The organism is Streptomyces sp. NPDC006458 (assembly GCF_040612135.1).
Lineage (GTDB): Bacteria > Actinomycetota > Actinomycetes > Streptomycetales > Streptomycetaceae > Streptomyces.
Window position 1 is genome coordinate 192,770 of the sequence record NZ_JBEXPR010000005.1, and the last position, 13,487, is coordinate 206,256.

Annotated in this window: 11 protein-coding genes; 6 read left to right on the forward strand and 5 right to left on the reverse strand. The window is 74.3% G+C overall.

What is annotated here, in order from left to right:
* The 3 genes from ABZZ79_RS09040 to ABZZ79_RS09050 are packed head-to-tail and all read left to right on the forward strand — an operon-like array spanning window position 1 to window position 5,370.
* Complete coding sequence (locus ABZZ79_RS09040) at window positions 1–1,203, forward strand: hypothetical protein (protein ID WP_356688038.1); 1,203 nt, start codon at window positions 1–3, stop codon at window positions 1,201–1,203.
* The gene (locus tag ABZZ79_RS09045) at window positions 1,155–3,725 is read left to right on the forward strand and encodes a GTPase-associated protein 1-related protein (RefSeq protein ID WP_356688040.1); all 2,571 of its coding nucleotides are present in this window, start codon (window positions 1,155–1,157) and stop codon (window positions 3,723–3,725) included. The genes ABZZ79_RS09040 and ABZZ79_RS09045 overlap by 49 nt, the downstream gene beginning before the upstream one ends.
* A gap of 1 nt (window position 3,726) precedes the next feature.
* Entirely contained in the window at window positions 3,727–5,370 is a 1,644-nt protein-coding gene (locus ABZZ79_RS09050; protein WP_356688042.1) for a hypothetical protein, read from the forward strand.
* A gap of 23 nt (window positions 5,371–5,393) precedes the next feature.
* Here the strand turns inward: ABZZ79_RS09050 and ABZZ79_RS09055 are convergent, their stop codons facing one another.
* The 4 genes from ABZZ79_RS09055 to ABZZ79_RS09070 all read right to left on the reverse strand — a co-directional run bounded on the left by ABZZ79_RS09055 (window position 5,394) and on the right by ABZZ79_RS09070 (window position 10,240).
* Complete coding sequence (locus ABZZ79_RS09055) at window positions 5,394–7,409, reverse strand: SpoIIE family protein phosphatase (protein WP_356688044.1); 2,016 nt, start codon at window positions 7,407–7,409, stop codon at window positions 5,394–5,396.
* Complete coding sequence (locus tag ABZZ79_RS09060) at window positions 7,406–8,779, reverse strand: chloride channel protein (RefSeq protein ID WP_356688046.1); 1,374 nt, start codon at window positions 8,777–8,779, stop codon at window positions 7,406–7,408. Before ABZZ79_RS09060 ends, ABZZ79_RS09055 begins: the two co-directional genes overlap by 4 nt.
* Window positions 8,769–9,305, reverse strand: a complete 537-nt coding sequence (locus tag ABZZ79_RS09065; protein ID WP_356688048.1) for a DUF6069 family protein — start codon at window positions 9,303–9,305, stop codon at window positions 8,769–8,771. Before ABZZ79_RS09065 ends, ABZZ79_RS09060 begins: the two co-directional genes overlap by 11 nt.
* A gap of 446 nt (window positions 9,306–9,751) precedes the next feature.
* A complete protein-coding gene (locus tag ABZZ79_RS09070; RefSeq protein WP_356688050.1) occupies window positions 9,752–10,240 on the reverse strand; it encodes a DUF1269 domain-containing protein in 489 nt (162 codons plus the stop codon).
* A gap of 208 nt (window positions 10,241–10,448) precedes the next feature.
* Between ABZZ79_RS09070 and ABZZ79_RS09075 the strand changes: the two genes are divergently transcribed.
* From ABZZ79_RS09075 to ABZZ79_RS09085, 3 genes are all read left to right on the forward strand, one after another.
* Window positions 10,449–10,922 (forward strand): hypothetical protein, encoded by a 474-nt coding sequence (locus tag ABZZ79_RS09075; RefSeq protein WP_356688052.1) that lies wholly within the window; start codon window positions 10,449–10,451, stop codon window positions 10,920–10,922.
* Window positions 10,923–10,988: 66 nt separating this feature from the next.
* A complete protein-coding gene (locus ABZZ79_RS09080; protein ID WP_356688054.1) occupies window positions 10,989–11,246 on the forward strand; it encodes a LapA family protein in 258 nt (85 codons plus the stop codon).
* A gap of 171 nt (window positions 11,247–11,417) precedes the next feature.
* Window positions 11,418–12,521: a winged helix DNA-binding domain-containing protein gene (locus tag ABZZ79_RS09085; protein ID WP_356688056.1), complete on the forward strand. Its 1,104-nt coding sequence runs from the start codon at window positions 11,418–11,420 to the stop codon at window positions 12,519–12,521.
* A 92-nt stretch (window positions 12,522–12,613) separates the two neighbouring features.
* Here the strand turns inward: ABZZ79_RS09085 and ABZZ79_RS09090 are convergent, their stop codons facing one another.
* Complete coding sequence (locus ABZZ79_RS09090) at window positions 12,614–13,420, reverse strand: serine protease (protein WP_356688058.1); 807 nt, start codon at window positions 13,418–13,420, stop codon at window positions 12,614–12,616.
* Window positions 13,421–13,487 lie beyond the last annotated feature (67 nt).

A 13,487-nucleotide genomic window follows, 5' to 3' on the forward strand; every position in this document is an offset into this window, starting at 1 on the left:
ATGGCGCGCAGACTGACCTGCCCCTACTGCTACGAGACCTGCACCGCCCGCGAGATCGCCTTCCGCTGCAACAGCCGGCTCAGCCGCACCCACAAACGCTGCGTCCGGCGCCGCGACGAGGTGCTCGCCGACCGGATGGGCCAGCGCGGCGAGGTCGGACCGGCCTTCACGGCGGACGGGCGCGCGGCGACGGCCCTGTGCCCCGACTGCGACGGGGAGACCACCTTCCGGATCTGCCCGGTCTGCCACTCCACGCTGCCCGCCCAGTTCGGGATGGTGGAGAACCGGATGATCGCCATGGTGGGAGCCAAGGCGTCCGGCAAGACCGTCTACACCACCGTCCTGCTGCACGAGATGATGAACAGGGTCGGGACCGCCTTCGGCGCCTCCCTGGTCGGCGCCGACGACGCCACGATGCAGCGCTTCCACACCGACTACCAGGAACACCTGTACCGCGACGGGCAGATGTTCGCCGGCACACGGACGGCCGTGACCAACGACAACCGGGTCGATCCGCTGGTCTTCCGGTTCGGGCTGCGCCGCCGACGGCTGCTCGGCGACCGGCCGCAGCACACCGTCCTGTCGTTCTTCGACACCGCGGGCGAGGACTTCAACTCCCGCGAGAACATGGAGCTCAACACCCGCTATCTGATGGGCGCCGACGGCATCGTGCTGCTGTTGGACCCGCTCCAGATGGCCGGTGCGCGGCCGCTGTCGCGCCCGGGGACCGCGCTGCCCGGCACCGAGGGCGTCGACAGCCCGTACAACCTGGTGAGCAAGGTGACGAACCTGCTGCTCACCAGGGCGGGCCAGGGCCGGATGGCGAGGCGCTCCGCCGCCTCCCGCATCGACACGCCCGTCGCCGTGGTCTGCACCAAGCTGGACGCCTTCTGGCACGTGCTGGACAAGGGCAGCCCGCTGCGGGCGCACCCGCCGTCCGGCGACCGCTTCGACGAGGAGGACAGCCTCAGCGTCCACGAGGAGGTGCGGACGCTGCTCAAGGACTGGGACGGCGTACCGATCGACCGGATGCTGGAGAACACCTACAGCCGCTACCGGTACTTCGGGGTCTCCGCCCTCGGCCACACCCCCACCGCGGACGCCCGGGTGGCCCGCACCGGCATCCAGCCGTACCGGGTGACGGACCCGCTGCTGTGGCTGCTCAGCGAGTACGGCTCGGTGCCGAGGACGGGCCGCCGGTGACTCCCGGTACGGCGGCCGGCGCCGTCGAGCAGCTGTACTACACCTCGTGCGAGCGCGGCCTCAGCGGCTTCTCCGGCTTCCAGTTCAACGCCGTGAGCCCCGGGGTCACGGCCGAGGCCATGCACACCGTGGAGTCGCTGGCCGGCTACGACCCGCCGCGCACCCTCGCCGAGTCGGAGACCTCCGAGCAACTGGCCCGCTGCCCGGTCACCCTCTGCTTCTCCCCGGCGCCGCCAGGACCCGGCTCCGCGCAGGGCACGACGCTGGTCAACGTGCGCTATGTGGGCCGGGATTCGGCCCGGCGGTTCGGCAACTACTTCGCGCACGCGCTGCACTCGCCGTCGGCCAAGGACTTCGCGGCCGCCTGCGGCGGACGGCTCGCCATCGAGCTGTGGGGCTCCCCGGTGTGGACCGCCACGGTGTCGGCCCGCCCGGAGCTGCCGCCCCTCGGCGGCGACCGCGGCCCCGTGCCCGCCGGGCCGCTCGACGCCCGCGCGGTGGGGGAGTTCCTGGCCGGGCGGCGCCACGCCGACCAGCTGGAACAGTTGCTCGCTGCCGCGTTCCAGGCGCTGGCGGGAGGGCCCTCGGTCGTGCTGGTCGACCGCTCGACCGAACGGATCGCCCACTGGTTCGCGGCGGTGAGCTTCCTGCTGCCGCCCGCGCTCGCCCGGCAGTTGTCCTTCTCCACGTACATGCTGCGCCCGACCCGGGGCCGGCACCATCTCATCGGCAGTGTGCCGGAGGCCCGGCCGGAGATCGGGCCGGACGACGAGGACGCCTTCCTGCTCTTCGACTTCGCGGCGGGCCGGTTCCCCGAGGCGGTCCCGGTGCATCACGTGGTGCGGCTGCTCACCCGGATCGGGGTGGGCTCGGTCCGCTCGGTGTGGTCCTGGGCGGCGGAGTACACCGACGGCACCGAACGCCACCCGGGCGACTGGCACCCACCGGTCGCGGCGGCCGCCGCGGCGGGCGGGGTGCGGCTGGCCCGGCCCGACGTCGCGGCCGTCCTCGACTGGCTGCCCGGGGCCGCCCATCTCGGCGCCACCCGCGCGGTGGTGGCCCGTGACCTGTGGCGGGCCCGCCTCGCGAGCGGGCTGACACAGCTCGACGCCCTCGCCCGCGCCGCCCGCGACGGCGGCGACCGGGCGCTGCACCGCGAACTCGAAGGGGCCCTGCTCGAAACCCGGTTGCGGGCCTACGTACGGGGCGCGCCGACCGCGTTGGCACCCGAACCGGTGACCGGCCCGGCCGAACTGACGCTGAAGGCGGTCGAGTTGTGGGAGCGACTGGTCGGCGAGGCCGACACGGCCCGGGAGCGGGCGCGGCTGCTGCTGTGGGCCGTCGACGCCGAGGTCCTGCCGTCGGCCGCCTTACGGGCCCGGGTCTGCCGCGGGCTGGCCGGTGAACTGCTGCGGGCGGCGACCGGCCGTGCGCCGGACCCGGCTCTGCGGGCCGACGTCAAGCGGCTGGTCTCCGTGTCCGCGGAGTTCCGTGCCGCGCTGCTCGGCCGGCTCGACGAACTCCTCGACGGGCGCGCCGGACAGCACGATCTGTTCGCCCAGTTCCCCGCGGAACTGCTGACGTTCGCCGACCTGGAGGGCCGCCCGCCGCTCCAGGAGCACCATCTGCTGGCGTCGGCGGAGCGCGACCCCGCCTCCTCGGCGCAGGCGCTGCTGCGGATTCTCGCGGTGCGGGGGCAGGACTTCCCCGACGGCGCGCTGCTGCGTGCCGTGTGGCGCGGCGTGCCGTGGACCCACCGGGAGGCCGTCCGGCTGGCGCTGGCGCTGCCCCCGGGCAGCCCCGAGGGTCGGGGCGGGGACGAGGGGCTCGCCGAGTGGTTCGACCGGGTGGTGCACCGCGAGGTCACCGACGAAGCCGGCCTGGAGACACTGCTCGACCTGTGCGAGCTGCTCGACGCGCCGGAACGCCGTGTCTGGCTGTCGCCGGACACCGCCGCGACCGTGCGCCGCACGCTCGACCTGGACGGGCAGCTCAAGGCGGCCTCGGACGCCGCACGGCTCGCGGCCGAGTTCGCCGGGGACCCGCTGCCCGCGCCGGTCCGGGCGCTGCGCAGGCTGAGGCTCGCCGGGGCGCTGCTCGCCGCGCCCGCCGAGCCGGGGGTGGTGCCGGGGATGCTGCGCGACCTCACCTTCGACACGGCGGACCGCTATCTGCGTGAGCTCCAGAAAGGGACCGTGCGGGCCTGCGAACGGCGGCACACCGTCTCGGACCGACTGCTCGGGCATGTCGGCGGCCTCGCCCTGGCCCGCCGCGGGCGTCTGGGGCTGCCCGAGAGCCACCGGACCCTCGTGAACCACATCGTCTTCGTGGCCGCCAACGAGTGGCGGGCCGAGGACACCGAGCGGCTCGCCGCCCTCGTCCGGCCGCACGACGCGGCCGTCGCGGACGCCGCCGCGGAACTGGCGCGCGAGCGGCGCGCCGCCACGGCGAAGGGCTGGCGCCGGCTCACCGACCTCGGCCGGTTCGGACGGTCCGGCCGCGACCCCGAAGGGAGGGCGTGACATGGGTGAGGCGTGGCTGGTGATCCTCGCCTCCGTGCTCGGGATCTTCCTGGCCGTCGGCGCGTGCACGGTCGTGGTGCGGGCGCTCGGCCTGATGGGGGAGCTGCTGTGGCGCTACGGACGGCTGCTCTTCGGCGTCATGGTCCGGCGCACCCCCGAGTTCCGGACGATCCCGCCCCACCGCCCCGAGGACGAGCCCGTCCCGGCGTACCGCAACTACCTCTTCGGGCCCGCCACCCGCGATCTGAACCAGATCGTCACGCTGGGCGCGGCCATGTGGGGCCGGTCGGTCGGCGACCGGTTCCGCACACTGGCCGGGGAACGGCTGACGCAGGCCCGGGAGCCGGGCGCGCTGAAACTGGCGCAGGCGCTGGCGCTGCTGGCCGGTCTCGCCGTCGGCGCCGCGCTGTCGCTCCCGCTGCTGCTGCTCCTGCTCGGCCTGCACGGGCTGCTGGTACTGCTGCTGTACACGGCGGCGCGGCTGCTCGCGGCCGTGCTGCGCGGACTCGACCGGGCCGGCTTGCGCCTGAAGGGCCTCGACCGGGGCGTGCTGTGCCCGCACTGCTACGAACGAGTGCCCTACCCGTCGTACGCCTGCCCGCGCGCGGAGTGCCGGCGACGGCACGGCGACATCCGGCCGGGCCGGTACGGCATCGTCCGGCGCCGCTGCGCCTGCGGGGCGCGGATGCCGACCCTGCTGATCCTGATGCGCCGCGGGGACCGGCTCGCGGCGTTCTGCACCCACGCGCACTGCGGCAAGCCGCTCAACCGGGACGCCGGGCACGCCCGGGAGATCGCGGTGCCGCTGGTCGGCGGCCGGGCCGCGGGCAAGACCCAGCTGATGGCGGCCATGCTGATGATCCTGGAGTCGGCGGCCGGGGCCGGCGGGCCCGAACTGCGGCTGGCGGACGAGGACTCGGTGGCCGGCTACCGCGTGCTGCGCGAGGTCCTGGCCACGAAGGGGCACACCCGGGCCACCCAGCGGAACCTCGCCAGGGCGCACTCGGCGATCCTCGGCCGGGGACGGTCCGAGCAACTGGTGCACCTCTTCGACGCCGCGGGCGAGCACTTCGCCAAGGGCGAGGACACCGACGCCCTGCGGTACGTACGCGCCGCCCGTACGGTCGTGTTCGTGCTGGACCCGCTGGCCGTGGACGTGACCTGGGAGCTGCTCGACGGCGCCGGCGGCCCCGAGGTGGACCGCACCCTCGCCTCGACCGACCGGCCCGACACGGTGTTCGCCAACGCCTCCCAGGCGGCGGCCCGGCTCGGCGAGCGCGGCACACGGCCCCGGCTGGCCGTCGCCATCAGCAAGACGGACCTGCTGGCGGGGCGCGGAGTGCTCCCGGACCGGCTCGACGACAGCGCCGCCGCCCGCACCTGGCTGACCGAGGGACTCGGCCTGGGGAACCTCGTGCAGGCGATGGAGCTGGAGTTCCGGGAGGTGCGCTACTTCTTCACGGCCGCCGTGACCGACGAGGACGGCGCGGTCGACCCGAGCCTCGTGCCGTTCGTGGCCTGGTGCCTGCACGGCGCGACCGCCCCGCACCGGCCGGCCCGCGCGAGGAACGGCACGACCCTGCGCCCACCGCGTCGGACCCCCTCCGGACGCCGCAGCCGGTTCCTCCGCCCCTCACGCCGCTGAGGCGCACGCCCCTGCGGGCGGGGTCAGTCCAGCCGCTGCTCGGCCCAGATCGCCTTGCCCCGGGCCAGCGCCCGTGTGCCCCACCGGTCGGCGAACCGGCCGACGAGGTAGATGCCGCGCCCGCCCTCGTCGTTGTCGGCGGCCAGGCGCAGGTGCGGGGAGGCGCTGTTGGTGTCGGTGACCTCGACGATCAGGGCGTTGTCGCGGATCAGCCGCAGACCGAGCGGCCCGGAGGCGTAGCGCACGGCGTTGGTGACGAGCTCGCTGACGATCAGCTCGGTGGCCGCGGCGACCTCCCCGTCCAGCCCCCACTCCGCGAGCCGGCCGGCCACCAGCCGCCGGGCCCGCGCGGCGCTGCGCGGGTCGCCGGGCAGGGTCCAGGAGGCGCTGGTGTCCGGGCCGAGGGACCGGGTGCGGGCCAGGAGCAGCAGCGCGTCGTCCTCGGGCCCGTCCGGCAGCAGGGCGCCGACCATGGCATCGCACAGCTGCCGCAGCGGACGGTCCCGCAGTGCGGCCAGCCGGCGTTCCAGCGCGGTCGGATCGCCGCCGGGGACCAGGCCCCGGTTGAACAGGGCGAGCAGACTGCCCGCCGGCATCGCGACCGATGTCGTACGGTACGAGGCGGTGCCGCTGCCCAGTTGGGGGCCCTGGGCGACGTCGAGGCTGTACGGCGGTGCTCCCGGGGCGGCCACCACGGGCCCCGGGTGCGCCGCGGCGGCGGCCTCGCAGCGCAGGTCCACCGGGTCGTGGACGACGTAGAGGCAGCCCGCGCGGAGCTCGTTCCGCGCCCCGCCCTCCTGCTGCTCCATGGCCAGACGTGCCGTCAGGTCGTGCAGCCGGGTGAGGAGTTCGGCGGGTTCCAGGTCCATCGCGGCGAACGCGTGCACGGCGGTGCGCAGTTGCCCCATCGCGGTCGCGGCGCGCAGCCCGCTGCCCTGGACGTCGCCGGAGACCAGCGCGACCCGGGCGCCGGACAGCGGGATCACGTCGAACCAGGTGCCGCCCGCCGCGACCGGGAGATAGGTGTGGGCGGTCTCGACGGCACGCGAGTGCGGCACCCGCGCCGGGACGAGGTCGCGCTGGGCGATCCGCGCGAGCGTGCGCTCACGGGTGTAGAGCCGGGCGTTGTCCAGACAGAGCGCGGCCCGCGCCGCCAGCACCTTGGCCATGTCGACGTCCACGTCGTCGAACGGGTCCGAGTCACCCGCCCGGTACAGCACCACCATGCCCAGCACCACGCCCCGGGCGGTGAGCGGCAGCACGAGCATGGCGTGCGCCCTGTTGCGCCGGAACAGCTCGGCGCGCCGCGGATCGCGCGCCAGCCAGTCCGCCTGGTCCAGGCCGGCGAGGTCGTTCACCAGCCGCGGCGTGAGATCCGCGAGGGCGTCCGCGTACGGGGTGGCCCGCCGCATCAGCCGTACGCCGCCGAGGTCGTGCACCGCGGAGACGTCGGCGCTCGGCACCGCGGCGAACGCCGCGCGCCGGACGGTGACCGCGTCCAGCAGCGGACCTGGGGCGAGTGCCTCGCCGTGCAGGACGGAGTCGAGCACGTCCACGGCGACGGCGTCCGCGAAGGCGGGCACGGTGACATCGGCCAGTTCAGCCGCCGTACGGAAGACGTCCAGCGAGCTGCCGATCAGCGCGGACGCCTGTTCCAGCAGGCCCACGCGGTGCTCGGCGCGCTCGCGGGCCGTGAGGTCGGTGACGGTCGCGGCCAGGCCCAGCGGGCTGCCGTCGGGGCCGCGCAGGGGAAAGGCCGACACGGACAGCGTCGCGCGCCGCACGGGACAGTGCAGGTCGCGGACCGGTTCACCCGTGGCCAGGGCCGTGCGCAGCGCCTCGCGGACGTCCGGGACCGACAGGGCGAGTTCGAGCCGCGCGGGGCTCGCCGCGGAGCGTACGACGGCCAGCTCCCGGTCCAGGACGTGCACGTCCACCAGCACCTCGGTGGTGAGGACATCGAACAGGTCCGCCCCGAGGTGACGCAGCGCCTCGGCCGACGGCGTCCGGCGGTTCTCCGCGTCCGGATCAGGGTTCACGGCTTCCCGGCCTCGGGCCGCGGCTTGGGTTCGGACGGGTTCACCAACTGCCCGACCACGGTCGCGACGACCGCGGAGATGACGATCAGCGGCGCCTGGTCGTAGGCGTCCCCGCCCAGCAGCAGGGTGGTGAGCACCGCGCTGGTCAGCGGAAGCCTGGTGACGACGGCGGCGGCCGCGGTGATGCCCAGGGCGAGTGCGGGCGTCGGGCCGAGGCCGGCCAGGCCGGAGAAGGCCATCGCGCCCGCCCCGCCCAGCAGCACGGACGGGAAGATCGGGCCGCCGCGCAGCGCGCCGAGGCTGATGCCCCAGGCCAGGCCCTTGCAGGCGACGAGCGCCACCAGCGCCCCCACCGACCAGCTCTGCGGGTCGGCGGCGAGCTGTGCGAGCGCGGCCTGCCCGGAGAGCGCGGCCTCCTGCGGGTTGCGGCCGGTGATGACGGCGTAGGCGCTCAGACAGACACCGACCGCGACCGCGACGGCGACGGTGCGCAGGGCCTTGTGCCGCTGGGTCCATGTCTCGGTGCCGTAGCCGAGCCGATGGGCGCCCGCGACGACGAGCGCGACCAGCGCGGCCACCGGGATGCCCCACAGGAAGTCGCCTGCGTCCGGTTTGACGTTCGGCGGCACATGGGGCAGCGCGAGGGCGCCGATGGACAGGCCGGTCCAGTCGCCGAAGCCGGTGAAGACGAGCGCGCCCGCGCCGCTGGCGACGAGACAGGGCAGCAGCACGGCGACGAGCTGCGGCCCGCCGAACCCGGCAGCCTCGACGACCATCACGGCCGCCACCACCGGGCCGCCCAGGATGGTGGAGATGGCCGCGGTGGAACCGGCCGTGGCGAGCATGAGGCTCGCCTTCGGCTCCTGCGCCCGGCGGGCGAAGTGCACGACGAGCAGGGCGAGGCCGCTGCCGAGCGCCATCAGCGGTGCCTCCGGGCCGAGGACCACACCGAGCGGGAGCGTGCTCAGCGCGGCGAGCACGACACCGGGCAGCTCCTTCGGCCCGAGCGGGCGGCCGCCGACGAGGCCGTGCACCGGCACATGCCCGCCGCCTCCCGGCACACGGGTGACGATCGGCGCGAGGATCAGCCCGGCGAGCAGCAGCGCGGGCAGCGGCCACCACCACGGGGCGCGGTCGTAGCCGACGGCCTCCGGCAGCGACTCCCACACCCAGTGCTGGAGCTGGTGCTGGAAGCTCACGAAGAAGAAGCAGGCGAGCGCGATCGGCACGCCCAGCAGCCCGCACACCAGCAGAAGCCGCAGATAGCGGCGGCTGAGCAGGACGGCGCGCAGATCGGGGGGTGCGGGGGCGGCGGGGGCGGCCGCGCCGCCGTCCCCGGCCGCCGGGGTCCCTGTTCCCTCAGACGCCACGGCGCCGGACTCCGCGGGCCACCGCCCCCCGGCCCACCGCGGACAGCAGGGATGCGATGGTCAGGCCGACCGCGAGCCAGACGGCGGCCGTGCCCACCTTGGTCTCGGTGTCGGCCGCGGTGGTGAACGGCAGCAGGACCACACCGGCGGTGGCGAGTACGACGATCCAGCCGAAGAACCGCACGGGCTGCGGTGTGGTCAGGATCAGCACGTGCAGCAGCGCGGTCGCCACCAGGGCGGCCACGGCGGCGCCGGCCGCCGGCAGGGCGGTGGAGGTGTCCGCCATGGGGCCGTCGCGTTCGGGCGCGAGGACCGGGATGCCGAGCACCCCGCGCACCAGCAGGACGGCGACCACGGCGGTCAGGCCCGCCACCCCGGCGGTCATCACCCCGCCGGACCACAGCCGGGCGGCGTTCAGCCGGCCCGTCGGCTCCCCGGGCAGCGGCTGCGGATAGCCGGTGGGGGAGCCGCCACGGGCGTACGGCGTCGGGGGCGGGCCGGCGGGCGGCTGGTTCGTGGGCTGCACGGGGGCTCCTCTCGGTCGACGGGAGCGGGGGTTGTCCGCGGATCGGGTGGGCGGGGAGCGGCAGGGTGTCCCCGCCCACCCGGTCGGCGGGGACGGCCGGGCCTTTCCGCGATCCGGTCGGCGGGGGTGGCTGTTCTTCGGCGGACCGGTCGGGGGAGGCGGCCTGCCGTCCGCCGACCGGGGGGCGGAGACGGTCGGTTCCGCGCGACCTGGCCGGCGGGGCGGTGTCGGCTGTCTGTGCCCAGGTCGGCTGTCCGTGACCCGGTCCGTGCGGCCGGTTCACCGCGAACCGGCCGTCCGGGACGGTCGGTTCCCCGCCTCTCCGGCCCGGCCGGTGGAGAGACGGCCCGTCCTGCGCGACCCGGTCGGTGGAGCGACGGCCGCCCTCCCCGGAACCGGCCGGCGACCGGACGGCCGGTTCTCCCCGAACCGGCCGTCCGGGACGGTCAGTTCTCCTCGAACACCTCGCGGAGCCTGGTCTCCTTCTCGGCCGAGAGGTTCGTGCTGATCAGCTCGGTGTGCTCGGGCGGGAACGCTGATCGCACCCGGTCCACGACGGCGTCCTGCGACAGCAGGAACAGCGCCGAAGTGCCGGGCGTGACCTTGGACTTGACCGAGTCGATGAAGTCGTCGTCGATGCCGACGTCCGCCATCTTCCCGCCGAGCGCGCCCGCCGCCGCGCCGATCGCGGCGCCCAGCAGCGGCATGAAGAAGATCAGGCCGAAGAGCATGCCCCAGAAGGTGCCGGACAGGGCGCCCACACCCGCGAGGTTGTTCATCTGCCTGGTCTTCGGCTTGCTCGCGCCCTCGGGCCAGCTGACCACGGCCGCGTCCACGATCTTGATCAGCTCCTGCTTCTGCATGTCGCGCAGGGTGTTCTCGACGGCTGCCGCCCCCTCGGGGGCGTCGAACTTCCACACGGTCAACGTCGCCACGCCGGCCCTCCGGTGGTCTCGGCACTTCGGGTTGGTGCGTCTCAGTAAAACCAAAGGGCGCAAAAGCCGCATTTCGGGACCTTCACCCGTTCGGGCTCCTCCGCATGGCTGCCCGCCCCGCGCCGACCGAGGCTCAGAACGCCCGCTGCCGCCCGCTCCGTACGCGGGTGAGGACGCGAACGGGCCGCGCGAGAAGGGAACACGGCGCATGAGCCAGCAGGGAGCGACCCCGTCCGGAACCCCGTCGAACAGCCCCGGGAGTCCATGGCCGCCACGGCAGTCCACCGGCGGTCGCGGCGGCTGGGTCACCGGCGGCGTCACCTTCGCCGGTGTCCTGATGCTGTGCGGCGGTGTCCTCGCCGTCCTCCAGGGCATCGCCGCGGTCGCCGAGGACGACGTCTACCGCCGCGTCGGCAGCTACGTCTACGAATTCGACCTGACCGGCTGGGGCGTCATCCACATCGTGCTCGGCGTGCTCGTCGCCGTCACCGGCTGGGGTCTGCTGAGCGGCAGGTCCTGGGCCCGCGTCGCGGGCATCGTCCTCGCCTCCCTCGGCCTCGTCCTGCAGTTCCTGTTCCTGCCGTACCAGCCCTTCTGGGCCGTGGTGATGATGGCCATCGACCTGTTCGTGATCTGGTCACTGGTCTCGGCCGGCGTGGCGAGCGCAGACTCCGACCGCTAGCCGTGCCCGCGCTGCCCGCACGGCCGCGAGTGGCCCCGTCCGGCACGGGCGGGGATAATTACTGACATGCGGCGCAGCGCGACGAAAGACGGCGGCCCGTCGACCCTGACGGTCAAGGGACGGGACATGCGGCTGCGGACCATCGGCTTCGTGGTCCTCGCGGCCCTGGCGATCTGGTTCATCGCGGCCAACACCGAGTCGGTCACCATCAGGATGTGGATCCCGACGGTCACGCTTCCGCTGTGGATCGTTCTCACGGTGACCCTGCTCGTCGGCATGGTCCTCGGCCTGTTCGTCGCCCACCGGCGCCGCGCCCGCCGGTGACCCCGGTGACCCCGGTGACCCCTGTGACGCCGTGACCCCACGACCGGTCGGTACCGGCTCGTGCGGCGCCCGGGCCCGAGGTGACGACCCGGCTCGTACGGCGCCCGGGTCCGAGGTGACGGCCGTCCATCGAGGACAGTAGTCGTCCGCAACGCTCGCTAGCGTGCCCGTATGACCAAGACGCCCTCCCCGTCGGCCCCCGTCCTCGGCCCCCGCGCCCTCAACCGCGCGACCCTCGACCGGCAGTTCCTGCTGCGCCGCGCCCCGGTGTCCGCGCGGGCCGCGGTGGAACATCTGGCCGGGCTCCAGGCGCAGGAGGTGAAGCCGCCGTACTACGCGCTCGCCGCGCGGCTGGACGGGTTCGAGCCCGAGTCGCTGGCCGGGCCGCTGGAGCGCCGAGAGGTCGTGCGGATCGTGACCATGCGGTCCACCATCCATCTGCACACCGCCGCCGACGCCCTCACCCTGCGCCCGCTGGTGCAGCCCGCCCGGGACCGGGAGATCGGCTACTTCCGCAAGGGGCTCGTCGGCGTCGACCTGGACCGGCTGGCCGCCCTAGCGCGCGAGTTCGTCGAGGCCGAGCCGCGCACCATGAAGCAGTTGCGCGAGGCCCTCGGCGCCGAGTGGCCGGACGCCGACCCGCAGTCCCTGGCGATCGCCGCCCGCTGCAAGCTGCCGCTCGTCCAGGTCACCCCGCGGGGCCTGTGGGGCCGTAGCGGCCAGGTCGCGCTCACCACCGTCGAGCACTGGCTGGGCCGGCCCGCCGAGCCCGCCGCGTCGCCCGACGACGCGGTCCTGCGCTATCTCGCCGCCTTCGGCCCGGCCTCGGTGAAGGACATGCAGACCTGGTCCGGCCTGACCCGGATGCGCCCCGCCTTCGAACGGCTGCGCCCGCGCCTGCTCACCTTCCGTGACGAGAACGGGGTCGAACTCTTCGACGTCCCCGAGGCACCCCGCCCCGACCCGGACACCCCGGCGCCGCCGCGCTTCCTGCCCGAGTTCGACAATCTGCTGCTCTCGCACGCCGACCGCACCCGGGTGATCCCGCCCGCGAACCGGGGCCGCACCTGGCAGGCCAACACCTTCTACTGCCCGCTCCTGGTCGACGGCTTCCTCGCGGGCGTGTGGCGGATCATCGACGACGCCCTCGTGATCGAGCCGTTCGGCACCCTCACCAGGGCGCAGCGCGCGGAGGTGACCGAGGAGGGCGTCCGGGTGGTGGACACCCTGCACGGCGGCGGGTACGACGTCCGGTTCGGCACCGTGATCGGTTGAGGGCATTGGAAAGGGGGCGTTGCGGGCCGCTCGTGGAGGCCCGCAACGCCCCCTGGTTAATCACCTGAGGGATACTCAGGAGTCTTCTGGGTTCACGAGTTGACCTGCGCGGTCATCAGGCTGGAGAAGCTCGTCAGCCTGGTGTAGACGCCGGGGTACCCGGCCCTCGCGCAGCCCTCGCCCCAGGAAGTGATCCCTGCCAGGACGCCCCCGATGAGCAGGGGGCCGCCGCTGTCGCCCTGGCAGGTGTCCACACCGCCGGAGGTGTATCCGGCGCAGACCATCTCGCTCGCGACGTAGTCGGAGCCGTAGGAGGTGCGGCAGCTGCTGTCGGAGACGGTCGGGACGGTCGCCGTCCGCAGCTGGTTGGAGGAGTTGCCGCTCTCCGAGGTGGTACCCCAGCCGAGCACCCGGGCGGTGGTGCCGGCCGTATACACACCCGTCTGTGAGGAGGTCACGTACTTCGCTGTGGTGTACGGCATCGACGTCGACAGCGTCAGCACCGCGACGTCCTCGCCGTCGGTGGCGTCGGTGTAGCTCGGATGGATCCAGATCCGGCTGACCCGGCTGACCGTGCCGTTGGTGCCGTTGAGGTAGGTGCGGCCGCCGACGACCCGGACGGAGCTCGTGCTCTCGCCGACCATGCAGTGCGCGGCGGTGACGACCTTGGTGGGGGCGACCAGTGTGCCGCCGCAGAACTGGTTCTGCGAGGCGTCGGTGATCTGCATCACGAACGGATATGAGGACGTCGTGGTCGTGGTGCCGCCCACGACCGGGTTGGGGGCGGCGGAGGCCGGCGCGGCGACGAGCGCGGTGGCGGCGGCAGCGGCCGTGGCGGCCAGGGCGACGGCGGACTTCTTCGCGACAGCGGATCTCCCTGCACGGGTGAACCCGAACATGAATCTCCTAAAAGGTTGCCGGTGGGGGGTCGCACGGGGTGGGGGGTGTGCACGGGGGCCTCGGGAT

What these genes read in the sequence shown, in the direction of transcription:
- ABZZ79_RS09085 (WP_356688056.1), top strand. Translation starts at nt 11,418, where the DNA reads ATGACCAAGACGCCCTCCCCGTCGGCCCCCGTCCTCGGCCCCCGCGCC.
- ABZZ79_RS09080 (WP_356688054.1), top strand. Translation starts at nt 10,989, where the DNA reads ATGCGGCGCAGCGCGACGAAAGACGGCGGCCCGTCGACCCTGACGGTC.
- ABZZ79_RS09075 (WP_356688052.1), top strand. Translation starts at nt 10,449, where the DNA reads ATGAGCCAGCAGGGAGCGACCCCGTCCGGAACCCCGTCGAACAGCCCC.
- ABZZ79_RS09090 (WP_356688058.1), bottom strand. Translation starts at nt 13,420, where the DNA reads ATGTTCGGGTTCACCCGTGCAGGGAGATCCGCTGTCGCGAAGAAGTCC.
- ABZZ79_RS09040 (WP_356688038.1), top strand. Translation starts at nt 1, where the DNA reads ATGGCGCGCAGACTGACCTGCCCCTACTGCTACGAGACCTGCACCGCC.
- ABZZ79_RS09050 (WP_356688042.1), top strand. Translation starts at nt 3,727, where the DNA reads ATGGGTGAGGCGTGGCTGGTGATCCTCGCCTCCGTGCTCGGGATCTTC.